Genomic DNA, 23,595 nt, shown 5'->3' with positions numbered 1-23,595 from the left:
CCCGGGCCGACGGCAGGGGACGGCGGGCGGCTGCGGGTGCTGATCGTCACCGAGTCCTTCGCCCCGCAGGTCAACGGCGTGGCCCACAGCGTGGTCCGGACCGCCGAACACCTGCTGGCCCGTGGGCATGTCCCGCTGGTGGTGACGCCGGACGCGCGGCGGCCCGGGGCCCGGCCCGACGGGTCGGCGTACGGCTACGAGGTGGTCCGCGTCCCGTCCGTCCCGATGCCCGGCTACCCGGAGGTGCGGGTCGCTCTGCCCGGCCGTGATCGCGTTGCCGATGTCCTCGAACGGCACCGCCCGCACGTGGTCCACCTGGCGGGCCCGTTCGCCCTCGGGGCGGCCGGGGCCGCGGCGGCCGTTCGCGCGGGCGTCCCCGCCGTCGCCGTCTACCAGACCGACTTCGCAGCCTTCGCCCGAACGTACCTGCCGTTCGCCGGCGCGGCCGGAGCCCGGCTCGCCTGGCACCGGCTGCGGCGGATCCACACCACGGCGGCCCGAACCCTGGCGCCGTCCCGGGCCTCGCTCGACGCCCTGACCGCCCACGGCGTCCCACGCGTCCACCTCTGGCCGCGCGGCGTCGACTGCGCACGCTTCCACCCCGGCCACCGCGACGAGGCACTGCGGCGCCGCCTCGGCCGCCCCGACGAGGTACTGGTCGGCTACGTCGGACGGCTCGCACCGGAGAAGCAGGTCGAACGCCTGGCCGAAGTCTCCCGGCTGCCGGGCGTACGCCTGGTGGTCGTCGGCGACGGCCCCTGCCGCGCCCGGCTGGCCGCCGCGCTGCCGGACGCCCTGTTCCTCGGCCTCCGCTCCGGACCCGAACTCGCCCGCCTCTACGCCTCGTTCGACGTCTTCGCCCACCCAGGTCCCTTCGAGACCTTCGGCCAGACCCTCCAGGAGGCCATAGCCAGCGGCCTCCCCGTGGTCGCCCCGGCCACCGGCGGCCCACTCGACCTGGTCCACCCGGGCCGCACCGGCTTCCTCGTCCCACCCGGCGCAGGCTCCGGCTTCCGGACCGCGGTGGACCACCTCGCCCGCAACCCGGGCCTACGCCGAGCCCTCGGCCGGGCAGGCCGGGCCGCGGTGACGGAACGAAGCTGGGAGGCAGTCGGCGACCGGCTGCTCGACCACTACCGGCTCGCGGCCGCGGCGTCGCCCGGGCGCGAGACCGTGCCGGCGAACGGGCCGTCATGAAGCCACCGCGCACCCACCCGAGGCCCCTCCCGACGCCGGACCGCGGAGCCCGGGACGGTTCCGGCGAGCAGGCCGTCATGGACCGGCGCGCACCCACCCCACGCCACCACCCGCACGCCGAACCGTCGGGCCGGGTGCGGGGGAACACGCGGAGCAGGCCGTCATGAATCCGCCGCTCGCCACCGCGTACACCCCCAGCACCCGCCCCGACGCCGGGACGGCCGTGTTCCTGCACGGGCTGGGTGGTTGGACCCACAACTGGGCCGCGTTGATCGAGCGGCTCCGCCCGTCCGTGCACTGCCTGGCGCTCGACCTTCCCGGGTTCGGGCGGTCCGCGCCGCCGCCCGACGGCCGTGTCACAGTCGCCCGTCAGGCTGCGGCCGTCGCCCGGCACCTCGACGGCCGGGCGGGGCTCTCCCCCGTGCACCTGGTCGGTAATTCCCTCGGCGGTCTGACTGCCCTGCACCTCGCCGCGCACCGCCCCGATCTGGTCGCCACGTTGACCCTGGTCTCCCCGGTCCTGCCCGCCGTCCCCTCGGCGCAGGCCTTGCGGATCTCCGCGCTCGGCCTGCCGGGCGCGTCCCGGCTGTACGCGCGCCGGCTGTCCGCCCAGAGCCCCGACCGGCAGCTCGACGAGCTCTACGCGCTGATCTGGGCGGACCCGTCCCGCGTCACCGCCGACCAGCGCGCGACGGAGGCCCGCGAACGGCTGCGCCGGGCCGAACTCCCCTATGTCCACGCCATGATGGCCGAAGGCGTACGGGCCGTCGTCCGCGCCCACCGATGGCGGCCGGACGGTGCCGCGCCCTGGCGCCAGGCCCGCCGGGTCGCCGCGCCCACCCTGCTCGTCTACGGCCGCGACGACCGTCTCGTCCCGTTCCGCACGGCGGCGCGGGCCTACGCCGCCTTCCGCGACGCCCGGTTGCTCACCCTGCCCGGTGTCGGGCACGTCGCCATGCAGGAACACCCGGACGCGGTGGCCGCCGCCGTCCGCGCCCTGGTCGCGGAGCCTCGCCGCCCCTGACCGGCCCGCCCGGACCGAACGGCGCTACTGGTGTCGACGATGCGTCAATTCGCTGCCGCCCTCAGGCATTTCCCGTGCACGGACGCACAACTTCCCCGCCTCGCACCGCCGTAGCGTCGCAACGAGTTCGGACTGTCGGCCCGACCCGCATCCGGCGGCGGGCCGGCGGTCCGCCGTTCCGAGAGGAGAACTGCGTTGTCGCAGACCATGTTTGCCGAGGACACCACCGCCGTGATCGAGGCCGCGGAGCGCCTGCTGGCGGGCGAGCAGCCCACCGAGGCGGGCGCGTCGTCCGACTGCGCGGACCAGCGGATCGCCACCATGTCGGGCGGCTACACCTTCTGCTGACCGGTGCACCTGCCCGTACCCGCCCGACGGCCACGCCGGGCGGGTACGCGGCGAACCTTCCCCCCGCGACGCCACGGCCGCCGGAGTGCCGACGGGCCCGACCACAAGGACACAGAGGACACAGATGAGTCCCACCGAGACGGCCGAACCGCTGACGGTTCCCCCCGACTGGTTCGCGGCCGTGGGCGCGGAAGTCGCCGTGGCCCTGGAGGAGTTGCGCCTCGACCGCCCGCACCTGGCGGACGCCGCCGCCGACCTGCTGGCGGCGGACGGCGGCGGCCCGAGCCCGTTCCGCCTGCTGGGGATGGCCGTCCTCGGCGCGCTCGGCGGTGATCCGCGGTCGGCGGCCCCGGTGTGCGCGATCTCCCGGCTGTGGTGGGCGGGCGCCGAGGCCCTCGACGACCTTGCCGACGGGCAGGGCCCGGCCGCACCCCGGTCCGAGCTGGCGCGCACCGTGCTGGCGGCGTTGGCCTGCGGGAGCACGCTCCCGCACTGGGTCGCCGACCGGCACCCGGCGGCTCCGGAAATCCGCCTCGACTGGGAACGGGAGTTGGTGCGCACCGCCCTGGACGCGCTGGAGGGCCAGTTCGCGGACATCGCCGCACCCACCGAAGACGCCGGGCCCACTGACGACGCCGGGCCGACCGACGACGCCGGACCGATCGACGACAGCGTGACGTGGCGGTCCGTCATGGCCTGCTACCGGGGCAAGAGCGGCGCCGCCTACGGCCGCGACGCGGCGATGGCGGCCCGGCTCGCCACGGACCGTCCCGAGGTGCTGCGGTCCTGGCGGATCCTCGGCGAGCTGTTCGGCGTGCTGCGGCAGCTCGGCAACGACGAAGTGCCCAGCGCGGCACAGGAGTTCGAGGACCTGGCGAACGGCACCCGGACCCTGCTGCTGGCCCATGCGTTGGAGGTCGCCGCGCCCGCGCAGCGCATCCGGCTGCTGGAGCTGCGCACCCGGGCCGGCGCCGATCCGGTCGCCCGCACGGAGCTGAAGGCCGCCCTGCGCGACCCGTCCGTCCTCGACGGCTACCGGCTGCGGGTCGAGTCGCTGCGGCAGCACTGCTGCGCCCTGCTCGACCGGCTGGCCCCGGCCGGCCCGTACCGCGACCTGCTGCACGCGCTCGTCCACACCTCTGTCCTTCCGGTGACGAACGGAGGTGCCCTGTGCGCGAGTTGATCGATCGGCCGGAGCTGCTGCGGTCGATGGCCGGGCGGTCCGCCAAGACCGCGCCCGTCGCGGCGGGGCTGCTGGCCAAGCTCGCGGACGACATCGAGCGCGACGGGCCGGTGACCCGGCTGATCGGCGGTCATCCCCAGGCCGGTGCACCGCTGTTCGGCATCCGGGCGCTGGCCGGCGTGCAGGGCCTGCTGACCGCCGGGCGGCTCCCCGAACTCGCCGCGCTCCTGGACGGGTCGGGTGCCGCGGACGGTCTCGACCCGCGCGGCGCCGACCGGCCCTGGGAGCTGTTCGTCCGGGCGATCGCCGACCATCCCGCCGAGATCGCCGCCGCCCTGGACAACCCGGTGCAGCAGCACGAGCCGGTCCGGGCCGCGGCGTTGGTGCACGGCCTCGCGCTGCTGCGGGCCCCGCGGATCCGGCTGCTCGAACTCGGCGCCTGCGCGGGCCTGAACCTGCTGATCGACCGCTACCGGTGGTTCGGGCCCGACTGGGAGTGGGGCGACCCCGATTCGCCGGTCCGGCTGCCCGCGTTCGGCCCCGATCCCGGGGACGTCCGGATCGTCGCGCGGGCCGGCTGCGACCTGCGCCCGCGGAACCCCGCCGACCCGACCGACGCACGGATCGTCCGCAGCTACCTGCCGTTCGAGCACGCCTTCCTGCACGCCACCCTGGACGACGCCCTCGGCCTCGCCGCCCGCGTCCCCGTCCGGGTCGAACAGGCGGACGCGGTCGACTGGTTGCGGCGCGAGCTGGCGGTGCCGACCGATCCGGCGGTCCGCACGGTGGTCTGGCACAGCCTGTTCTGGGAGTTCCTCGACGCCGGCCGGCAGGACGCCCTGGAGCAGATCATGACCGACGCCGCCGCCACCGTCGCGCTCACCCGCATCGCCTTCGAGCCGTACCACTGGACGATGCCGCCACGACTCCAGCTGACCCAGTACTCCTGAGGCCCGCCGGCCGCCCGCCCACCATCCGCCCGCCCATCAGCCGCTCACCCCTCAGCCGCCCGCCCGCCATCCGCCCGCCCACCCGATCGACCGCTCCCCGCGTAAGGACTCCGACATGCAGCTCGGCGAGGCACTCCACCGCCTGGCGTCCCCCGCCGGCCGCCAGGACCCGTACCCGGCGTACGCCGCCCTCCGCGCCCACGGGCCGGTGGTGCAGCTGTGGCCGGGCGGCTACGCGGCGACGGGGTACGACGCGATCAAGGCGCTGCTGCGCGAGCCGCGGCTGGCGGCCCGGGGCCTGCCGGGCGGCGCCGCCGCCGGCCTCATCGCGGACTCGGTGCTGAAGGCCGACGGGCCCGACCACGCCCGGATCCGTCGGCTCACCGCGAACGCCTTCTCGCCGCGCGGCAGCGAGCGCCTGGAGGAGACCGTCACCGCGCACGCGACCGCCCTCGCCGACCGGCTGGCCGGGCTCGGCCGGGACGGCGAACCCGTGGACCTGATGGCCGAGTTCGCCTACCCGCTGACGATCCGGATCATCGGCTCGCTGCTCGGCGTCCCCGCCGACGAGCACCGGCGGCTGCGCGAGCTGGCCCAGCGGACCACCGTCGTCCTGGAGCCGCTGCGGCCCGCCGGACCGGCCCCCGAGGCCGACCGTGCGGCCCGCGAACTGGAGGCGTACATCGGCGAGTTGATCCGCCTCCGACGCGCCGCTCCGGAGCCGGACCTGATCACCGCACTGGTGCGGGCGCACGACGGCGACGACGCCGAGCTGTCCGCCCGCGAACTCGTCGCGAACCTGGTCTTCCTGCTGCTGGCGGGCTTCGAGTCCTCCGCCAACCTGCTCGGCAACGGCCTCGCCGCCCTGCTGGACCACCCCGACCTGGCCGACCGCCTGCGGGCCGAGCCCGGCCTCGCCGACCGGTACGTCGAGGAGGTGACGCGGTTCGACGCCCCCCTGCAACTCACCAGCCGGTGGGCGCCCGAGACGATCGAGATCGACGGCCTCGGCACGATCGCGCGGGGCAGCCAACTCCTGATCCTGCTCGGGGCCGGGAACCACGACCCGGCGCGTTTCCCCGTCCCGGACCGGTTCGACCCGTTCCGGGACGCCGCGCCGGCCCTCTCGTTCGGCGCCGGGGCGCACTACTGCCTGGGCGCGGCCCTGGCCCGTCTGGAAGCCCGAGTGGCCCTCCCGCTGCTCCTGGACCGGCTGCCCGCCATGCGGCGGGCCGGCACCGCCACGCGCCGCGACCGCCTCACCTTCCGCGGATGGGACAACCTCCCTGTCACTACCGGGAGTTGATGGTCGGGCGGCCTCGAAGGCCGACCTGTACGGTGCCGTTCGGGCGGACCTCGAAGCCGAGGCGGCGACCCGGCGGCACCTCGTGGAGGATGATCGGCCGCCGCGCCGCGAAGAGCGCCACGTTCCAGCCAAATGTCTAGACCTCCGTACCACGCCGCAATCTGACGGGTATTCAAACCACCACCCCCACAGTGGATTTGGAGACCCCCATGACCATTCGCGCGCGCTGCCGCCCCCTCGTGCTCACGTTTCTCCTGGCCCTCACCGTCGCCGGATGCAGTTCCGGCCCGGGGGGCGGGTCCGGCTCCGGCGGCAAGTTGACGGTATGGCTGGCCGTGGACGCCCAGGAGAGCTGGCCGGAATTGGTCCAGTCCACCAATGACCGTTTCACCAAGGCGCACCCCGGGGTCAAGGTCGAGGTGCAGTACCAGCAGTGGACGACGAAGAACCAGAAGCTGGACGCCGTCCTCGCCGGGAAGAACGTGCCCGACGTGGTGGAGATGGGCAACAGCGAGACCACCAACTACATCGTCAACGGCGCGTTCGCCGCCCTCGACCCGGCCGGCTACGACCAGTCGGACGCCTGGCTGCCGGCCCTCGCCGACGCCTGCCGCGCCAACGGGAAGACCTACTGCGTGCCGTACTACGTCGGCGCCCGGGTCGGGATCTACCGCACCGACTACTTCACCCAGGCCGGCGTGCCGGGCGCGCCGAAGACGTACCCGGAGCTGCTCGCCGCGCTGGACCGGCTCAAGGCCGTCCAGGGCGCGCAGGACCCGAACTTCTCCGCGCTCTACATGCCCGGCCGCTACTGGTACGCGGCGATGGCGTTCGTGAAGGACGCGGGCGGCGAGATCGCGGCGAAGGACGGCGACACGTGGAAGTCCTCGCTCTCCTCGCCGAAGTCCGTCGCCGGGCTCACCGAGTGGAAGCGGCTGATCGACACCTACTACGTCGGCGACCGCGCCAAGGACAACGGCGACCAGCCGGGCGTCGTCGGCCAGGGCCACGTGGGCGTCTTCTACGGCAACACCTGGGAGGCCGGCGGCGCCGCCGACCCGACCGTGGGCGGCGACCCGAAGCTGAAGGACAAGTTCGGCACGTTCCCGTTCCCCGGCCCGTCCGGGAAGCTGCTGCCGCCGTTCCTCGGCGGCTCCACGCTGGCGGTGCCGGCCAAGTCGACCCGCAAGGACCTGGCCGCGGACTGGATCAAGCTGTTCACCGACCGGCAGTCGCAGCAGGCGCTGATCGCCGCCGACGCCCTGCCCAACAACACCACCCAGCTGGCCGAGGTCGCCGGCGGCGGCATCAACGGCCCCGCAGCCCAGGCCGCCGCCACCGGGGGCTGGATGACCCCGTTCGCCCCGGGCTGGACCTCGGTGGAGAAGTCCAACATCCTGCCCGAGATGCTGGAGCGCATCGCCACCGGCAAGGCGTCGGTGCAGGACGCCACCCGGGACGCCGACAAGCGCATCGACGAAGTGATCAATGAGCGCTGACCGGGTCGCCGACCGGGCCGGGCGGCGACACCCCCCACGGCGGCGCCCCGCACGGCGACGCCGTCCGCGGCTGCTGCCCTACCTGCTGATCGCACCGACCGTCCTCGCCCTCGTCCTGGTGCTCGGCTACCCGCTGGTGGACATGGTCGTGCTCGCCTTCCAGGACATGACCCGCGAGCAACTGTTCAGCGGCGCGTCGCCGCCGTGGGCCGGGCTGGAGCAGTTCCGCAGGATCCTCGGCGACGGGTTCTTCTGGACGGTGGTGGCGCGCACGGTGGTCTTCACCGCCGTGTGCGTCGCCCTCACCGTGCTCTGCGGGCTGTTCACCGCCCACCTGATGCACCGGGTCTCGCCGTGGGTGCGCACCGTCATCGCCGGGATGCTGGTCACCGTCTGGGCGATGCCCGTGATGGTCGCCTCGTCGATCTTCCGCTGGCTGTTCGACGCGGACTACGGCGTGGTGAACTGGCTGCTCTCCCGGCTGCCCGGCATCGACCTCGCCAAGCACAACTGGTTCACCGATCCCTGGCAGGGGTTCGCCGTCATCGTCGCCGTCGTGGTGTGGGGCTCGCTGCCGTTCGCCGCGATCACCCTGCGGGCCGCGCTGGCCCAGGTCCCGCCGGAACTGGAGGAGTCCGCGGTCCTCGACGGGGCGCGGCCGACCCAGGTCCTGCGGCACGTCACCCTGCCGACGATCAGGCCGGTCCTCGTCATGGTCACCACGCTGTCGGCGATCTGGGACTTCGGGGTCTTCAACCAGATCTGGCTGATGCGCGGCGGCCAGCCCGAACGGGAGTACTACCTGCTGGGCATCTACTCCTTCATCGAGTCCTTCGCCGTCAACCGGTACAGCGTCGGGGCGGCGATCGCGCTGGTGACCGTCGTCCTGCTGCTCGCCGGATCGGTGGTCCACCTGCGGCAGATGTTCCGGACGGGAGAGGTCGAATGAGGAGGCGGCGCTCGCTCGGCCACGACCTGCTGGGGCTGCTGGTCGCCGCCGTGATCGGCTTCCCGGTCTACTGGATGGTGCTGACGGCGTTCCGCCCGGCCACCGAGATCCTCCGGCTGCCACCGGAGTTCTGGCCGGGCCGGCCCACGCTCGCGAACTTCTCCCGGGCCCTGCACACCGAGACGTTCTGGGCCAACGTCCGCTCCAGCACGGTCATCGGGCTCGGCACGGTGGTGCTGTCCCTGGTGGTCGGCTCGCTCGCCGCGTTCGCCCTCGCCCGGTTCCGGTTCCGGGGCCGCCGAGCGTTCGTGGTGGTGATCCTGATCGTCCAGATGGTCCCGCTGACGGCCCTGATCATCCCGCTGTACCTGCTGCTCAACGACGTCGGCATGACCGACAGCCTCACCGGCGTCATCCTCACCTACCTGGTGTTCACGCTGCCCTTCACGGTATGGATGCTGCGCGGCTTCATCGCCGGCGTGCCCGTCGAACTGGAGGAGGCGGCGATGATCGACGGCTGCAGCCGCCTCGGCGCGTTCCGCCGGGTGGTACTGCCGCTGCTCGCCCCCGGCATCGTCGCCACCTCGGTGTTCGCGCTCGTCCAGGCCTGGAACGAGTACGTCCTCGTCTACGTCCTGCTGTCCAGCCCAAAGAAGCAGACCGTCAGCATCTGGCTGGTCTCCTTCCAGACCAGTTTCGGTACCGACTACGGCGGTCTGATGGCCGGAGCTACGCTGACCGCCCTGCCCGTCGTGGTCTTCTTCCTCGTCATCCACCGCAGGATCGCCTCCGGCCTGGCCGCCGGCGCAATCAAGGGCTAAACCCGTCAACTCCACCTCCTTCCAACCTCATTGACGACCTGTCAGGTGCGGAGAATGCTGAGCCGGCCGGACGCAGCGGAACCACCGCGTCCGGCCGGACGCCCCGTCCCCCCGCCGCTACAGGAAGGCCGACACATGACCACCCCCGTGCGCCGCCGACTCGCCGCCCTCACCCTCGCCGCCGCCGGCCTCGTCCTGGTCCCCGCCACGGCGGCCCACGCACAGGGCGGCGCCCCGAGCTACCGCCAGTCCTTCTACGGCCCCACCGCCCTGACCGACTGCCAGGCAGCCGGCCGGGCCGGCCGCGAATCGGGCATCTTCGACTCCTTCCAGTGCGTCCAGGGCATCCCGGGCAGCAACCTGGTCACCCTCCTGGGCTACGGCGGCATCTACGCCTGACCCGCGCGGTCCCGGCCGGGCCCGCTCAGTGCGGGATGTCGATCCGGAAGCGCAACCGGCAGATCACCGCGTCGGTGTGGCGCCGCAGGGCCCGGTCGAGGACCGCACCGCGCTGGTTCTGCAGCAGCCGGTGCCACGGGCGGGGCAGGTGCATCTCGGCGATCAGCACCACCAGTTCGTCGTACTCCTCCTCCACCGCGAGCGAGCGCAGGTGGTCGACGATCGGCCGGGTCAACGAGCGGGCCCGGCCGGTCAGCACCGTCAACGGGACGCCCGGGTGCCACGCCGCCCACTGCTGCTGCACCCGCTCCGCGCTCGGCGCCTCCGTGTCGTCCGGGTGCACGACGGTCACGGCGCGCACCTCGTCGCCCAGGGAGAGCGCGGCCCCGATCGCCTCCCGGGTCAGCAGGTTCACCGCGCCGACCGGGACGAGCACCAGCGAATGGCGCTCCCGCGGCGGCCCCGGCAGCTCGCCCACGTGCAGCGCCCGGCCGATCCGCCCGTACGTCCGGTGCACCGCTTCGAACAGCGTCACCAGCCCGGCCACCGCGACGAAGACCAGCCACCCGCCCTCGCCGAACTTTGCGACCAGCTCGATCACCGTCGCCGCCGCCGTCAGCACCGCCCCGGCCCCGTTGAGAACCGCCCGGCCGCGCCATCCCGGGCCGCGCTCGGCATGCCAGTGCCGCACCATGCCGATCTGCGAGATGGTGAACCCGATGAACACCCCGATCGCGAACACCGGCACCAGCGCCTGGGTGTCGCCCCGCGCCCCGATCAGCAGCACCAGCGCCGCACCGGCCAGTACCAGCACGCCGTACCGGTAGACCTGACGGTCCGCCCGCAGGCCGAAGACGTGCGGCACGTGGTGGTCGCGGGCGAGCAGCGACGCCAGCACCGGCATCCCGCCGAAGGACGTGTTGGCCGCCAGCGCCAGCAGCGCCACGGTGGCGAACTGGACGACGTAGAAGCCGAGATTGTGGCCCAGAGCGCCGTCCGTGAGCTGGGCGAGAACCGTCTTGGTACTGCTCGGGACGACGTGCCAGCGCTGGATCAGCAACGCGATCCCGATCAGCATCGCCCCCAGCAGCCCACCGAGGGCGAGCTCCGTGCGCTGCGCCCGCCGCACCCGGGGCCGCCGGAACGTCGGTACCGCGTTGGCGATCGCCTCCACGCCGGTGAGCGCCGCGCACCCGGAGGCGAAGGCCTTGAGCAGCAGGAGCAGCCCGACCGTCCCGGTGGCCTCCGCCACCCGGTTCGGCTCGGTCACCGGGTGCGCGCGCAGCAGGCCGACGGCGATCACGGTGAAGATCGCCACGACGAACACCACGGTCGGCACGATCAGCGCCCGGGCCGATTCGGCGATGCCGTACAGGTTGACGCCGGTGATCAGCGCCAGGACGACCACGCACAGCGCCACCCGCTCCGGGTACAGCCCCGGAAACGCCGAGGTGAGCGCGGCCACTCCGGCGGAGACCGACACGGCGACGTTCAGCACGTAGTCGATGACCAGCGACGCCGCCGCGACCAGGCTCACCCGCCGCCCGAGGTGCGTCCGCGCCACCGCGTACGCGCCGCCGCCGTTCGGGAACGCCGCGATCACCTGCCGGTAGGAGACGGTCAGCACCATCAGCAGCACCACGATCGCGGCCGTCACCGGAAGGGTGAACCCCAGTCCTTGCGTGCCGGCCGTCGCAAGGACCAGCACGATCGCTTCGGGGCCGTAGGCGACCGACGCCATCGCGTCCAGCGAGAGCGCCGCGATCCCCTGCGGAACCGTCAGCCGGTCCCGTTCGCGCCCCGCCACGGGCACGTCTCCCGGCACCGCATCTGCCGCCATTCCCGGACCTCCGCCTCGACCGTCCCGAACGGGCCGACGCTAGCGGCATCGCCGCGATCCGGACGGCGCGACGCGCGACGCGCGACGGGCCGAGCCGTCACAGCCGGGCCGGGGCATGCGGGATCAGCCGCGGGCAAGTTCGAGCAAGTTCATGGCGCGGGCGACGACTTCTCCGGAAAGATCGTTCAAGGCGATCGACTCCGACCTGTCAGGAGGCTCACCGTGGCACTGCACAAGCTCGGGCAGGATCCCAACAGCCCCGAAGGCAAGTCCCCGACGGTCTACTTCGACGACACGACCGGCAACTACATCCTCCAGGGCTGGAAGGTCCTCGACCCGGAACGTCTCGCACAGATGGACATTCCCGGGCACGAGACAGTGATCGAATTCCCCAGGCGCATGATGCGGTTCTTCCCGGAGGTGAACGGTGGCAGCGCCCCCGTCGCTTGAGGCCCTGCTGCGGACCTGTACCCGCTCGGCTCTCCACCTGGAAATGCGCGACGGATACATGCGGGACGACCCCCTGTTCCTCCGCTGGCTCAGCGGTCGACGGGACGACCCTGCGGACCGCCCGTCGTGGTGGAGTCCCTGGTTGCAGCTCATCGAGGAGACCACGAGCCGTGGCGTTGACGTGCTGCGCGCACGGGTCGTCTCGGAACCGGTGAGCGAGTACATCCGGTTCGAGCACGAGATCACGTTCCGGAACGTCGCCTCCGGTGAGCAGGTCAGGTGGCTTCCTCGCCGGCAGGCAACCGGCCTGGCGCTTCCGGGCAACGACTTCTGGTTGATCGACGGACAGCTTCTCCTGGTTCACCACTTCAGCGGCGACGGCGACTTCGTGGACGATGAGGTCACCACTGATCCGCAGACTGTGAAGCTCTGCGCTTCAGCCTTCGAGGCCGTCTGGGAACGGGCTGTCCCGCACGAGGACTTCCGGCCGCGCTGACCGTGTCCGCATCCTCCACCGTTCAGCAGGCCAAGCAGGCCCTCGGCCAGCGTCTGCGCGACATCCGGCGAGACTCCGGGCTCAGCGCGCGGGCGCTGGCCGAAGCTGCGGGATGGCACGAATCGAAGTGCTCCAAGATCCAGAGCGGCCGGGTGATGCCCTCGGAAGCAGACCTACGCGCCTGGACGACCATCTGCGGCGTCCCGGATCAGGCCGCAGACCTCATCGCGGCAGCCCGGAACATCGAGGGAATGTACGTCGAGTGGCGGCGCCTTGAGCGCGCCGGCCTCAAACGAGCACAGGAGTCCGTGCGCCCCCTGTTCGAGCGCACACGGAGATTCCGGATGTACCAGTCATGGGTTGTGCCCGGACTGCTCCAGACTGCCGCTTACACGCGCGAAGTACTGAGCACGATCGTCTCGTTGCGCAGCACTCCCGACGACGTTGACGACGCTGTCGCCGTACGAATGGAGCGCCAGAAGGTGCTGCACACGGGAAATCATCGGTTCGCCATCCTGATCGAGGAATGGGTGCTGCGAACCGTCATTGGAACTCCGGACATCCTGGCCGGTCAGCTCGGCCACCTCATCACCGTCGGCTCTCTCCCCTCGGTAAGTCTTGGGGTGATTCCCCTCGGTTCGACCAGAGGCGCCGGTTGGCCGGTTGAGTCGTTCACCATCTATGACGACACACAGGTGAACGTCGAGCTCGTCTCCGCCCACCTCACCATCACCCAGCCGGCCGAGATTTCGGAGTACGGCCAGGCCTTCTCCGAGTTGGCCGGCATCGCTGTCTACGGCGCTGATGCAAGATCGCTCATCACTGGAGCCGTCAACGCACTCGGGTGAATACGAGCACGCTCAAGCAAGTTCATCGACCGCGCACCGTGCTTCTCCCTACCGTCTTTACACGGCACCGGACGTGCTGAGACGGAGGGAGCGTCACCATGGCAAAGCAGTCCGAGAAGTCCTCGATGACGACTCCGAGGCGGCGCAGGGCGAAGCCCGTCCACGGAGACCCGGCCCAGTCCATGAAGCCCAAGCGGACTGAGTTCCCCGCCGGTTGGAGCCCATTGGACGACCACCGAGCGGCCAACGCGGCCGGTCAAGCCCCGTCCGTCGGAACGCTGCCCAGATCGCCCCGTGCGCTCCACCTTTGCCTACCCCACCTGCACGACCCGCCGCACCGACCCGTCGGCCTTGTCGGCCCGAGGGCGGCCGGCTCAACGCCCCACACCCAACGACTCGATGGAGAGGCGCAACTGTGAACAGTGTGTTCCGGGGCGATCCGGTCCGGCACCGCGAGGACGGCGGGACGGGCACCGTCGCGAAGACCCCGGGCTAACACGCCAACCGCGCCTGGGTGAACAGGGATTCCTCCTCCGACGTGTACCCGGAGCTGGTTCTGCTGACCGAGTTGGAGTCCACGGAGTGAGCACCCCGAGATCCGTCCACGAGCGAGGCGAGGGCCGTGTTCAGGACCGGCCCGACGGCTACCGCCAGGGGACCTGGTGGGTCTGCCGGCGCGAGACGCTGGTCTGCGCGGGCATCCTTCTCCAGGTCCCCGGCGAAGCCCGGGCCACCCGTCATGCGATCTGCGACGACTGCATTGCCCGCGCCCGGACGCCCTACCGTCGCGCAGCGTTGCGGGCCGCGCTCGATCGGCGGCCGGCGGAGGCGTGACGTCCCGAGGAGAGAACGCCGTGGACGACGGTCTGACAAACGTCCGGGAGACCGCCGGGCGGGCCTCGCACGAGACCCCCACGTCCTGGCCGCTTGCCGTCGCGTACACGGTTTCCCTGCTCGCGCTCATAGCGGTTGCCACGGCGTTGATCGTCTCCGGCCGCTACTAGCGACCCCCGCGCCCGCTGGGCGCCCATGAGTTCCCGGCCCGCTGGAAAGGGTCCGTCGGGCCGGGTCTGCATCACCCCGCACCACGGCTCGTCCATCTCGGACGAGCGGAGCCAACCCGATTGGAGAGGCATCGTGAGCGACACCACCATCACGCCCGACCCGGAGGTCACCGCCCTGACGCGGCGGCTGGACCACTCCGTCCCGGACGGCGACTTCGCGCCGGCCACCGGCGTCGCGTCCCTGACGCGGCGGCTGGACCACATGGTCCCGGACGGCGACTTCGCCCCGGCGGGAACCGAGAGCTGACCGCAACTCCGAACTGACGCCGTCCCACTGACGGCACGGCGGGCCGACCCGGCATACGCAGCCGGGCGGCCTGCCCCCTCCCGACCAGCCACCCGCACGCCTCGACCATGAGGAGAACCATCGTGTCGCCGACGATTGCCACCCGAGTGGAGCCCGGTTCCTTCTTCGACCTCACCCGCAAGGACCCGGCGCTGACCCGGCTTCGCGCGGCGGGCGCCGAACCCGTGCTCCCGTTCGTTCTGATGGAGCGCCTGGTGAGGTCGGGCACTCCCTTCGCGGAGCACGCCCGCGCCCTGCGCAGTGACACGGTGACCGTGGCGGGCGTGACCTTCGACTGGTTCGACGCCGGGCTTCCCCGCGAGATCGCCGACGAACTCAGCCTGACGGACTACGAGATCGTTCAGCACACCGACGAGCGCCGCGCGACGCTGATCCAGGCCCTGGACCGCCTGTCGCTGGTCCACCCCGAGGGGTTCGCCCGCGTACGCGAGTTCGTCCGAGGCCTGCTGTGGGTCGGCCTCAAGCCCGGTGTCCGGGCGTCCTCGTTGACCAGCTCCAGTGACCCGGCGCTTCCGTACGTCATCGTGTTCTCCGACAAGGCCCGGCACCACATCCCGCCGAACACCGTCAGCCCCGAACCGTCGTCCCTCTTCCTGGCGGAGAACCTGCTGCACGAGGGGACGCACCAGTCGACCAGCTTCCACATCCTCCAGAACCGGGTGTTCGCCGACGGCTACTCCTCCCGGACCTCTCCGAAGATCGCGATCGGGTGGCGTGCGACGCAGGGCATGGCCCGCAACCAGTTCTGGGAGATCGACCGGGCGTTCCACGCAGCCTGCGTGTACAACCAGCTGCTGCGGTTCCGCCGCACCGAACTGGACCGCGACGACTTGACCAGCAACGAGCGGACACGCTTACAGGACGCCTACGACGAGGGACTGCCGGCCGTCCGCTACCTCACGCGCGAACTGGAGCTGCTCGGCGAGCACTTCTCCCCCCACGGGGTCGAGCTGCTGGCCGACCTGCGCCACCAGGCCGACCAGCTGTAGTGCAACGCCGAGCGCAAACCGAACCAGGGAAGGCCCCGTGCTCCAGCACCTCATCACCCAGGACGACCAGCTGCGCATGGTCCCCGTCGACCGGGACGAGCTGACCATCGTCGTCGGCCAGCTCCGCCAGGAGCTGGACGTCACCACAGACCCCGCCCGGACCCGGCTACTGGCCCGGGAGATCGGCATCGCCCAGATGACCCTGGGCAACCACGACGAAGCCCGAACCCTCCTGCGGCAGGCACTCGACCTGGCCACCTCCGCCGGCAACACCCGCTCCGTCATCGCCGCCGGAATCAACCTCGCCGACGCCCACCGCTACGCCGGCGACACGCAGACTGCGGACGCCCTCTACCGCAGCGCACTGGCCACCGCACGAAGCCTCCACCCGGAACTCCTCGACTTCGCCCACCAGCACTTCGGCAAGCACCTGATGGAACTCGGCGACCACGCGGGCGCCCTGGCCCACCTGCAAGAGGCACTGCGGCTGCGGATCGCCAAGGGCAACGCGGAACTGGTCGAATCGACGCAGGCCGCACTCGACCGGGTCGCGCTGCTGCTCGGCCGGGCCGACGCCGACCCCAACTCCCCCGTACCGCAGGGGTGGAGCGCCGGGTGGACCGCCTGGCTCCAGTCCCGCACCAGCACCCGGACGCCGGCCCGATGGGCGGAGGACTTCCCGAGCATCCGGGACGGTGTGCGGGGGCTCGCCGTGCATCAGCGCGTGCGCCCGAGCCTCCTCCGCCACCTGCGCGACCAGCCGTTCGCCACCGAGCCGACCGCCGCGATGGCGCGCGAGGCCGAGAGCGCCCTGGCCGCCGACGGGTACCTCCACAACGGCAAGTGGAACGCACCCGTCGGCGACGCGGCGGCGAGCTTCGCCGACCACGTCGACCTCGCCGCCGTCGTGGCCCGGTCCACAGGGCTGGACGTCGAGCAGCCGCACACCGCCGTCTACATCGCGTACCGGGACAACGGGCAGTTCCTCGACTTCCACGTCGACGAGTTCGGCTTCGGCGAGGCCAACCTGATCCTGTGCCTCAAGCACGCCCGCCCCACCGGCACCGCCACCCCCAGCTCCACCGTCTTCATCACCGCCGACGGCTACCTCGAACACGACCTCGCTGCAGGTGACTGCGTCGTCTTCGACGGCGCGCTCACACCCCACGGCCGCACACCCGTCAGCGCCGACGAGAGCGTCACCCTCATCAGCTTCGGCTTCCGCGCCCGCGACCGAACCCTGTGCCCGCCCGCGAACCTCCCGCCGCCGCCCAGGCTGTGAGCCCCGAAAACCGTGCGGCCCAAAGCGCTGGACGGCATCCGCCGCCGACCGGCCTTCCTCACCCGACCGGAGCGGGCGAGGCGGACGGGGCGACGTGGGCCGCCGAAGGTGACGGCGACGCGGGCGCTGTCGGCGCAGGAGTGTTGCAGCCGGGCGTGGGCGAACCCGAGGGAGTCGCGGAGGGCGACGGCAGCGGCGACGCACTGGCCGACGGCGACGGCGACGCGCTGGCGCTCGGGCTGGCGCTCGGGCTCGGGCTCGGGCTCGGGCTCGCGGAGGAACTCGGCGACGGGGACGGGCAGTTGGAAGGCGTCCCGCTCGGCGAGGCGGACGGCGACGGTGACGGTGATGCCGACGCGCCGGCCGTGGGCGACGGCGAGGCTGTCGCGGAGGGGCTGGCGGTCGGCGACCGGTCCGCGCTCGGGCTCGGGCTCGGCGCCGGAGTCGGGGTCGGGGTCGGAGTCGCTCCGGCAGTCGGCCCCGGGGTGGTGGTCGGTGACGGTGCCGGGCGGTCGGGCACTGCCGCTGCGCCGGACTGGAAGTGCACCATCCAGGCCCGGACGGTCCGGAGGTACTCGGTGGAGTTGTTGTAGCCGAGGATCGCCCGGTCGAGCTGCGCGGGCACGGACAGGTCCCGGCCGCCCGCGCAGAGGTAGCGGCCGGCGGCCAGCGCCGCGTCCCAGATGTTGTTCGGGTCCGCCTTGCCGTCGCCGTTGCCGTCCGCGCCCCAGATCGCCCAGGTGGACGGGATGAACTGCATCGGGCCGACTGCCCGGTCCCAGACGGCGCTGCCGTCGTACCGGCCGCCGTCGGTGTCGGGGATCGCCGCGAAGCCGTTCCCGTCGAGCACCGGGCCGAGGATCGGGCGGTAGGTCGTACCGTTGGCGTCCACCTGGCCGCCGTTGGCCTGCCCGGACTCCACCTGGCCGATCGCGGCGAGCAGCTGCCACGGCAGGTGGCACCCCGGGGAGGACGCGGCCAGTGACGCTTCCGCCTTCCGGTAGGCGTCGAAGACGGTGGACGGCAGCCGCGCCCCGCCCTGGAGCCCGACGGTCTCCACCCCCGGACTCGGCGTCTCGGCCCCGGGTGCGGGCGGCTGCGGGAGGTCCCGCGTGCCGCCGCCGTCCAACGGCAGCTGACCGTCCGGCAGGTCGGTCGTCCCCGGGCCGTCGCCCGTGGAGGCGTCGGCCCCCAGCGCCTGCGCCGCCAGGCGCTCCGCCGGTGCCGTGGGTCCCGCGGACGCGGTCACGGCGGCCAGGACCACCATCACCCCCACCGCGCGCAGGAACGCCCGCTTACGTATCGGCCATCGCATTCGGCTGCCTTTCGACGATCTCCAGGTCAGCAGTTCGACGAACCGACGACCGATCAGGTTCCGGCCCCCGCGGAGGCCGTAGGACGTGTCAGCGTCAGGACGCGAGCGGCTCGCCGTTCTCGAACCGCAGGATCTGCCGGCGCAGCAGCCGCTCGGCCCGCGGCAGGAAAGCGCTGCTGGGGCCGCCGACGTGCGGGGTGATCAGCACGCCGGGGGCGTGCCAGAGCGGGTGGTCGGCGGGCAGCGGTTCGGGGTCGGTGACGTCGAGCGCCGCGCGCAGCCGCTGCGCGGTGAGTTCCGCGAGGAGTGCCGCGGTGTCGACGACGGGGCCGCGCGCGACGTTGACGAGCAGGGCGCCGTCCTTCATCCGGGCCAGGAACCCGGCGTCGACCAGGTGGCGGCTCTCGGGGGTCAGCGGCGTCAGCAGCACGACGACGTCCGCGGACGGCAGCAGCTGCGTCAACTCCGCGACGCCGTGCACCCGTTCCTCGGGGCGGGCCCGTCGGGCGACCCGGACGACCTCGCACTCGAAGGGCTCCAGCCGGGCGGCGAGGGCCCGGCCGATCGAGCCGTACCCGAGGATGAGCACGGTCCGGTCGGCGAGGGACTGGTGGAACTCCTGGTTCCAACGCCCTTGGTCCTGAAGGCGGGTGAAGTGCGGGATGCCGCGCAGCGAGGCGAGGATCAGGGCCACCGCGAGTTCGGCGGTGCTGGCGTCGTGCAGGCCGCGCGCGTTGCACGCGACGACGCCGGGCGGGACGTGCGGCAGCACGTCGTCCATGCCGGCGGTGAGGGTCTGAACCGCTTTCAGCGACGGCAGGTGCGGGATGACCGGGAGCGCGGCGGCGTGCCGCATGTAGGGCAGGCAGAAGAACTCCACCTCGCGCAGCGCCTCGTCCGGCGGCACCGGCCCGTCCCCGTCCCACACGAGGGCGTCGAGGTCGGCGGGCAGACCGCCGATCACGTCGGGGGCGTACGGGAGAAGGTAACGGGCACTCATACTCCGAACCCTAACCAACACTGCCGCCCGTCCTCGACCTGCGTCCGGGGTTCCGCCGCCGGTCGGGGCACCGGGGCCCGCCCGGAGTTCCGCCGCTGGTCGGGGCGCCGGGGCCCGCCGCACCGCGAGGTGTGCGGCGGGCCCCGTCCACGGACGCGTCACCCCCGGTTGCGCCCCTGCCTGCCGCGCCGGATCAGCACGAGTCCGGCCGTCAGCACTGCCACGGCGGCGGCGGCCGCGATCCCGGGGACGGGCGAGCCGGTCGCGGCCAGCGCCCCGCCTTCGTGCTTCGGGCCGTGCGGGCGCTTCGGCGTCACCGCGACGGTCACGCCGGCCGACGGCGAGGTGACGGTCGACCCGCCGGACGCCGTGCCGGTGGCCGTCGCGGTGTTCGTGATCTCCCCGGCGGCGATGTCCTGCTCGGTCACCGTGTAGGTGGCCGTGCACTCCATCGAACTCCCGGCCGCCAGACCGGTGCCCGGGCAGCCGACCGGCCCGACCTTCGGGTCGTCGACCGTGATGTTCTCCACCGCCGTGTCACCGGTGTTGGTCACCGTGAACGTGTAGGTGACGGTCTGTCCGGCGGTGTGCACCGTCGCCGGGTCCGCGCTCTTCGACAGGCTCAGCGCGCCGCTCGGCTGCGGCGTCACCCTGACGGTCGTGCTGGCCGGCGGCGAGGTGACGGTCGACCCGTCGGGTGCCGCGCCGCTGACCGTCGCGGTGTTCGTGATCTCCCCGGCGGCGGCGTCCTGCTCGGTCACCGTGTAGGTGGCCGTGCACTCCATCGAGCCCCCGGCCGCCAGACCGGTGCCCGGGCAACCGACCGGCCCGACCTTCGGGTCGTCCACCACGATGTTCTCCACCGCCGTGCCGCCGGTGTTGGTCACCGTGAACGTGTAGGTGACGGTGTCGCCGGGGCCGGTGACGGTGGTGGGATTGGCGCTCTTGCTGAGGGACAGGCCGGAGGCCGGCGCCTCGACGGTGGTCAGCGGGCACTCCACCTGCTCCGCGTCCAGCGCGATCTGCACCGCGCCGCTGCCCACCGCGGACGCCGTGAAGGTGCCGTCGAGGACCGCGCCCGGCTGCGGGACGACGCCGAAGCCGCTGACGCTGCCGATGCCGCCGGTGACGGCGGCCACCATGACCGGCTGGTAGTGGACCGAGCCGAGCGGGTGGTCCACGACCGGCATGCCGGTGACGGCACCGGTGGCGGTGGTGCTGCCGCCGACCGGCACGGTGGTGTCGGCGAGCGAGCAGGTGAGGTGCAGCCAGGTGTCGGCGACCACCTGCCCCGTGTTGGGCACCTGGTTGCCTGCGGCGTCCAGGAGCTGGATGCCGTTGACCGGCCCGATCTGACGGGTGAGGCTGCGTTCGTCGGGCGACGCGGGCAGGGTGCGGGCGCCGGTGGACCCGGGGCCTCCGTTGGCGCCCCACCAGTTGTCGTCGGCGACGATGCTGCCGGCGGCGAACGCGGTGTCCGGCTTGGCGACCAGGCCGACGTCGTTGTTGTAGATCCGGTTGTGGAAGGCGTTCCAGCCCGTGGTGGGGCCGGGCGGCAGCCCGTACTCGCTGAACGCGATGGCGTAGGCGTACCCGGTCAGCGTGTTGTCCCGCAGCGTGATGTGCTCCGCGTCGGCGAACCGCAGGCCGAACCGCGTGCGCCCGGAGCCGGCCGGCGGGGCGCCGTTGACCAGGGTGTTCCCGGCGATCGTCAGGTTCTGCACCCCGAACATGTACATCCCGGTGTCGCCGGGCCCGCCGCCCGGGTCCGGGGTGTCGATGACGTTGGTCAGGATCTGCTGCCCGTCCTCGCCGCCCTCGAAGTCGATCGCCGCGATGGCCGGATCGGCGAAGACGTTGTTCTGGATGAACCCCTCGGTGGCCGGCAGCGTGGAGTCCGAGTAGACGTCGACACCTGCGGCGACCGCATGGTTGGCGTCGGGGAACGCGTTGTTGTCCCGGAACAGGTTGTTCTCGACGGTGCCGCCCTTGCCGCCCAGGTAGAGGCCGGAGCTGAAGCCGCTGACGATCGAGTTGCGCAGGTCGAAACCGATGTCGTTGGGGTTCTGCGAGGGCTCGACGATCGCCTGGAGGTCGCAGGGCACGGCCGTGACGGGCGACGGCTCGTCGTCACACATCGGCTGATCGGTGCCGATCAGCGTGAACCCGTCGAAGGTGGAGCCCGCGCCGAGCGCCACCCCGCCGGGCTGCGGGAGCGCCGTGTTGAGCCAGAACAGCCCCTGGTGGGCACGCCACCCGGGGTTGCCCTCCAGCTGGATGACGGTCTCGGCGGTGCGCGGACCGTAGCCGGGGTTACCGGCGTTGGCGCCGACGAACGCGATGCGGCCGAGGACGAAGAAACCCGACTGGGCGACGTACGTCCCGGCGGGCACCACGATGGTGTTCGTCCCGGGCCCGCCTGCCGGGCAACCGTCCACCGCCGTCTGGGTGTTGGCCGCCTCGATGGCCTCCCGCAGCGAACACAGCCCGTTGTGGTTGGACGGGTCGCTGACCTGGCTCGAATACACCGGGCCGGGCGGGTTGTAGGTCGCCGACTCGGCCGTCTCGTTGACCGTGATGGTCACCCCGCGCTGCACCGGCGCGGCCGCGGCACCGACGCCCGGCAACGGCGCGGCGGTGACGAGGGCCGCGACGGCGAGCAGACCGGCGGCCGGCAGGTACGGACGTCTGCGCATCCTGAATCTCGACATGCCGAACGGGGTTCCCCGCCGGTCCGCAACTCCGCCCGGGCCGAACGGGTACTCCTTCACACAGCCCAGCAGAACCACCCGGGCGGCCGACGCCGCCATCGGGGCGGTGCCACCGGCGCAGCAGCCGCTCGACCTGCCGGACATCGGTGAACACGCTGACACAGGACGGGAATTGACGCAGGTGGCACCCCCGGGAGGCGGGCCCGCCCGATCGCCGGGGCCGCCGCGGGCCTGCTCGCCGGAGGTGGATGCCTTCGACGGCGGTGCGGCACAGGACGGCGCGGCGCAGGACGGCGTGCCACAGGACGGTTCGTCGGCGGGCGGGACTCGTCGGCCGCGGTGAACGGATACGTCCTCGCGGCGCGGAACACCAGCTGTCGGGGCATCAGGTCGGTGTCGAAGGAGGCGACTTCACTCCGGGTCCGAGCCGGTCATTGAACCCGATAGTGCTTCATTCGTGTTGTTTCCCTCGGGCTCCGGCGTGGTCGGTTGAGCGCCGTCGCACGGCACCGGTTAATCGGGGAGGGCCGCCCGGCGAAGGGCCGGCCCCCGACCGAGACGCTCCGACAGCTGGTGGGAGTCCATGTCCACGTTCACCGACGGCCCCCCGGGCGGCGACGGGCACCCCGGACCGGCCACCGCCCGCACCGGGCGCGGCCGAACGCTGCGTGGACGGATCGTGGCGATCACGGCGGCGGCCATCGCCGCCCTCGCGGCCGGCGGTCTCTACCTGTTCGGTTCCTTCTCCGACGCCAAGCCCGCCGAACCCGCCAAGCCACCCAAGTCGCCCAAGGGCGCCAGCGCCGACTCGATCGCCGTCGGCTACGAGAAGGCGCCCGCCACCCTGACCGTCTACTCGGACTTCAACTGCGCGGCCTGCCGGGCCTTCGAGGAGACCTTCGGACCGACGATCCGTCAGCTCCAGGCCGAAAAGCGACTGCGAGTCGTCTACAAACCGGTCGGCACCTCGGAGAGTCCCGCTTCGACCGGCGCCGCGAACGCACTCGCCTGCGCCCAGGACTCCGGGAAGTTCGACCTCTTCCGTCAGGCCCTGGCGCGCGCGGGCGCCACCGATGTGACCGGCAAGCCGGGTCTGCTGAGCGTCGCCGGGCGCATCGCCGGCCTGCGGACGCCGCAGTTCGACAAATGCGTCGAGGACCGGACGTACACCGAGTGGGTGGACCGCCTTAGCAAGGAATTCGCCAAGCAGCCCCACACCGACGCCATCACCGTCACGCTCAACGGCAAGCAGGTGAAACTCGGTGGCCCGGAGACCGCCCTGGCGTTCTGGAAGGCCGTCCAGGACCTGGCACTGAAGGACCCCGCCTTCGTGCCGCCGGGAGCCCCGCAGCACGGGGCGAACCCCGCCGCCGGCTCCACCGCCCCCGCGCAGCCCCGGCCCCACCCGCAGCCCCACTCCCAGTCCCCGAGCGCCACGCCTTCGACCGACCCGGCCGACGCCGGCTCCGAGCACCTGCCCGACGGCACCGGGCACCACAGCACCGGGCACGGCAGCGCCAGGAACGGCGGTGCCGGGAACCGCGGTGCCGGCAGCACCGACCCCGGCCACGCCGCCGAGTCCACCACCTAGCCCCCACCGACCCCACGGGAGCCCGA

Annotated in this window: 24 protein-coding genes; 19 read left to right on the top strand and 5 right to left on the bottom strand. The window is 72.6% G+C overall.

Annotation, left to right across the window (positions count from 1 at the left end; translation table 11 throughout):
• Positions 1-30: 30 nt before the first annotated feature.
• From ACIQF6_RS00825 to ACIQF6_RS00800, 6 genes are all read left to right on the top strand, one after another.
• Entirely contained in the window at positions 31-1,197 is a 1,167-nt protein-coding gene (locus ACIQF6_RS00825) for a glycosyltransferase family 4 protein (RefSeq protein WP_400890059.1), read from the top strand.
• Positions 1,198-1,360: 163 nt separating this feature from the next.
• Positions 1,361-2,221, top strand: a complete 861-nt coding sequence (locus tag ACIQF6_RS00820; RefSeq protein ID WP_400888429.1) for an alpha/beta fold hydrolase — start codon at positions 1,361-1,363, stop codon at positions 2,219-2,221.
• A gap of 195 nt (positions 2,222-2,416) precedes the next feature.
• Positions 2,417-2,569, top strand: coding sequence for a hypothetical protein (locus ACIQF6_RS00815; RefSeq protein ID WP_400888428.1), 153 nt, complete (start codon positions 2,417-2,419; stop codon positions 2,567-2,569).
• A 124-nt stretch (positions 2,570-2,693) separates the two neighbouring features.
• Positions 2,694-3,752: a polyprenyl synthase gene (locus ACIQF6_RS00810; protein ID WP_400888427.1), complete on the top strand. Its 1,059-nt coding sequence runs from the start codon at positions 2,694-2,696 to the stop codon at positions 3,750-3,752.
• The gene (locus tag ACIQF6_RS00805; protein ID WP_400888425.1) at positions 3,740-4,702 is read left to right on the top strand and encodes a DUF2332 domain-containing protein; all 963 of its coding nucleotides are present in this window, start codon (positions 3,740-3,742) and stop codon (positions 4,700-4,702) included. Before ACIQF6_RS00810 ends, ACIQF6_RS00805 begins: the two co-directional genes overlap by 13 nt.
• A 115-nt stretch (positions 4,703-4,817) precedes the next feature.
• Positions 4,818-6,008 (top strand): cytochrome P450, encoded by a 1,191-nt coding sequence (locus tag ACIQF6_RS00800; RefSeq protein WP_400888423.1) that lies wholly within the window; start codon positions 4,818-4,820, stop codon positions 6,006-6,008.
• On the opposite strand, the gene ACIQF6_RS00795 is transcribed toward ACIQF6_RS00800, so the two are convergent.
• Positions 5,995-6,129, bottom strand: coding sequence for a hypothetical protein (locus ACIQF6_RS00795; protein ID WP_400888421.1), 135 nt, complete (start codon positions 6,127-6,129; stop codon positions 5,995-5,997). The two genes, ACIQF6_RS00800 and ACIQF6_RS00795, sit on opposite strands and share 14 nt — an antisense overlap.
• 88 nt (positions 6,130-6,217) lie before the next feature.
• Here ACIQF6_RS00795 and ACIQF6_RS00790 point away from each other — a divergent pair, with 88 nt between their 5' ends.
• From ACIQF6_RS00790 to ACIQF6_RS00775, 4 genes are all read left to right on the top strand, one after another.
• Entirely contained in the window at positions 6,218-7,507 is a 1,290-nt protein-coding gene (locus ACIQF6_RS00790; protein ID WP_400888419.1) for an extracellular solute-binding protein, read from the top strand.
• Complete coding sequence (locus ACIQF6_RS00785) at positions 7,497-8,456, top strand: carbohydrate ABC transporter permease (protein ID WP_400888417.1); 960 nt, start codon at positions 7,497-7,499, stop codon at positions 8,454-8,456. Before ACIQF6_RS00790 ends, ACIQF6_RS00785 begins: the two co-directional genes overlap by 11 nt.
• The gene (locus ACIQF6_RS00780) at positions 8,453-9,277 is read left to right on the top strand and encodes a carbohydrate ABC transporter permease (protein WP_400888415.1); all 825 of its coding nucleotides are present in this window, start codon (positions 8,453-8,455) and stop codon (positions 9,275-9,277) included. Before ACIQF6_RS00785 ends, ACIQF6_RS00780 begins: the two co-directional genes overlap by 4 nt.
• Positions 9,278-9,412: 135 nt before the next feature.
• Positions 9,413-9,676 carry a hypothetical protein gene (locus tag ACIQF6_RS00775; protein WP_400888413.1) on the top strand — a complete coding sequence of 88 codons (264 nt, stop codon included), beginning with the start codon at positions 9,413-9,415 and terminating at the stop codon, positions 9,674-9,676.
• Positions 9,677-9,701: 25 nt separating this feature from the next.
• On the opposite strand, the gene ACIQF6_RS00770 is transcribed toward ACIQF6_RS00775, so the two are convergent.
• Complete coding sequence (locus ACIQF6_RS00770; RefSeq protein WP_400888412.1) at positions 9,702-11,516, bottom strand: APC family permease; 1,815 nt, start codon at positions 11,514-11,516, stop codon at positions 9,702-9,704.
• Between the two features lie 222 nt (positions 11,517-11,738).
• Here ACIQF6_RS00770 and ACIQF6_RS00765 point away from each other — a divergent pair, with 222 nt between their 5' ends.
• From ACIQF6_RS00765 to ACIQF6_RS00730, 8 genes are all read left to right on the top strand, one after another.
• On the top strand, positions 11,739-11,966 hold the full coding sequence (locus tag ACIQF6_RS00765) for a hypothetical protein (RefSeq protein WP_400888410.1): 228 nt from the start codon (positions 11,739-11,741) through the stop codon (positions 11,964-11,966).
• A 43-nt stretch (positions 11,967-12,009) separates the two neighbouring features.
• The gene (locus ACIQF6_RS00760) at positions 12,010-12,462 is read left to right on the top strand and encodes a DUF6879 family protein (RefSeq protein WP_400888408.1); all 453 of its coding nucleotides are present in this window, start codon (positions 12,010-12,012) and stop codon (positions 12,460-12,462) included.
• Positions 12,459-13,310, top strand: a complete 852-nt coding sequence (locus ACIQF6_RS00755) for a helix-turn-helix domain-containing protein (RefSeq protein ID WP_400890057.1) — start codon at positions 12,459-12,461, stop codon at positions 13,308-13,310. The genes ACIQF6_RS00760 and ACIQF6_RS00755 overlap by 4 nt, the downstream gene beginning before the upstream one ends.
• 582 nt (positions 13,311-13,892) lie before the next feature.
• A complete protein-coding gene (locus ACIQF6_RS00750) occupies positions 13,893-14,144 on the top strand; it encodes a hypothetical protein (RefSeq protein ID WP_400888406.1) in 252 nt (83 codons plus the stop codon).
• Complete coding sequence (locus ACIQF6_RS00745) at positions 14,141-14,314, top strand: hypothetical protein (RefSeq protein WP_400888404.1); 174 nt, start codon at positions 14,141-14,143, stop codon at positions 14,312-14,314. The genes ACIQF6_RS00750 and ACIQF6_RS00745 overlap by 4 nt, the downstream gene beginning before the upstream one ends.
• Positions 14,315-14,447: 133 nt before the next feature.
• Positions 14,448-14,621, top strand: a complete 174-nt coding sequence (locus tag ACIQF6_RS00740; RefSeq protein ID WP_400888402.1) for a hypothetical protein — start codon at positions 14,448-14,450, stop codon at positions 14,619-14,621.
• A 122-nt stretch (positions 14,622-14,743) separates the two neighbouring features.
• The gene (locus ACIQF6_RS00735; RefSeq protein ID WP_400888400.1) at positions 14,744-15,670 is read left to right on the top strand and encodes a hypothetical protein; all 927 of its coding nucleotides are present in this window, start codon (positions 14,744-14,746) and stop codon (positions 15,668-15,670) included.
• 37 nt (positions 15,671-15,707) lie between these two features.
• The gene (locus ACIQF6_RS00730) at positions 15,708-16,952 is read left to right on the top strand and encodes a tetratricopeptide repeat protein (RefSeq protein ID WP_400888398.1); all 1,245 of its coding nucleotides are present in this window, start codon (positions 15,708-15,710) and stop codon (positions 16,950-16,952) included.
• A 58-nt stretch (positions 16,953-17,010) separates the two neighbouring features.
• Here the strand turns inward: ACIQF6_RS00730 and ACIQF6_RS00725 are convergent, their stop codons facing one another.
• The 3 genes from ACIQF6_RS00725 to ACIQF6_RS00715 form a co-directional block, all read right to left on the bottom strand.
• Complete coding sequence (locus tag ACIQF6_RS00725; RefSeq protein WP_400888396.1) at positions 17,011-18,267, bottom strand: lytic transglycosylase domain-containing protein; 1,257 nt, start codon at positions 18,265-18,267, stop codon at positions 17,011-17,013.
• Between the two features lie 94 nt (positions 18,268-18,361).
• A complete protein-coding gene (locus ACIQF6_RS00720; RefSeq protein ID WP_400888394.1) occupies positions 18,362-19,267 on the bottom strand; it encodes a 2-hydroxyacid dehydrogenase in 906 nt (301 codons plus the stop codon).
• Positions 19,268-19,425: 158 nt separating this feature from the next.
• A complete protein-coding gene (locus ACIQF6_RS00715) occupies positions 19,426-21,978 on the bottom strand; it encodes a right-handed parallel beta-helix repeat-containing protein (protein WP_400888392.1) in 2,553 nt (850 codons plus the stop codon).
• Between the two features lie 583 nt (positions 21,979-22,561).
• Between ACIQF6_RS00715 and ACIQF6_RS00710 the strand changes: the two genes are divergently transcribed.
• Positions 22,562-23,569, top strand: coding sequence for a thioredoxin domain-containing protein (locus tag ACIQF6_RS00710; RefSeq protein ID WP_400888389.1), 1,008 nt, complete (start codon positions 22,562-22,564; stop codon positions 23,567-23,569).
• Positions 23,570-23,595 lie beyond the last annotated feature (26 nt).

Origin of the sequence: Kitasatospora sp. NPDC092948, assembly GCF_044754805.1 — a bacterium.
Taxonomy (GTDB): Bacteria; Actinomycetota; Actinomycetes; order Streptomycetales; family Streptomycetaceae; genus Kitasatospora.
The sequence above is the reverse complement of the archived record's forward strand: the minus strand, read 5'-3'. Positions and strand labels throughout refer to the sequence as shown.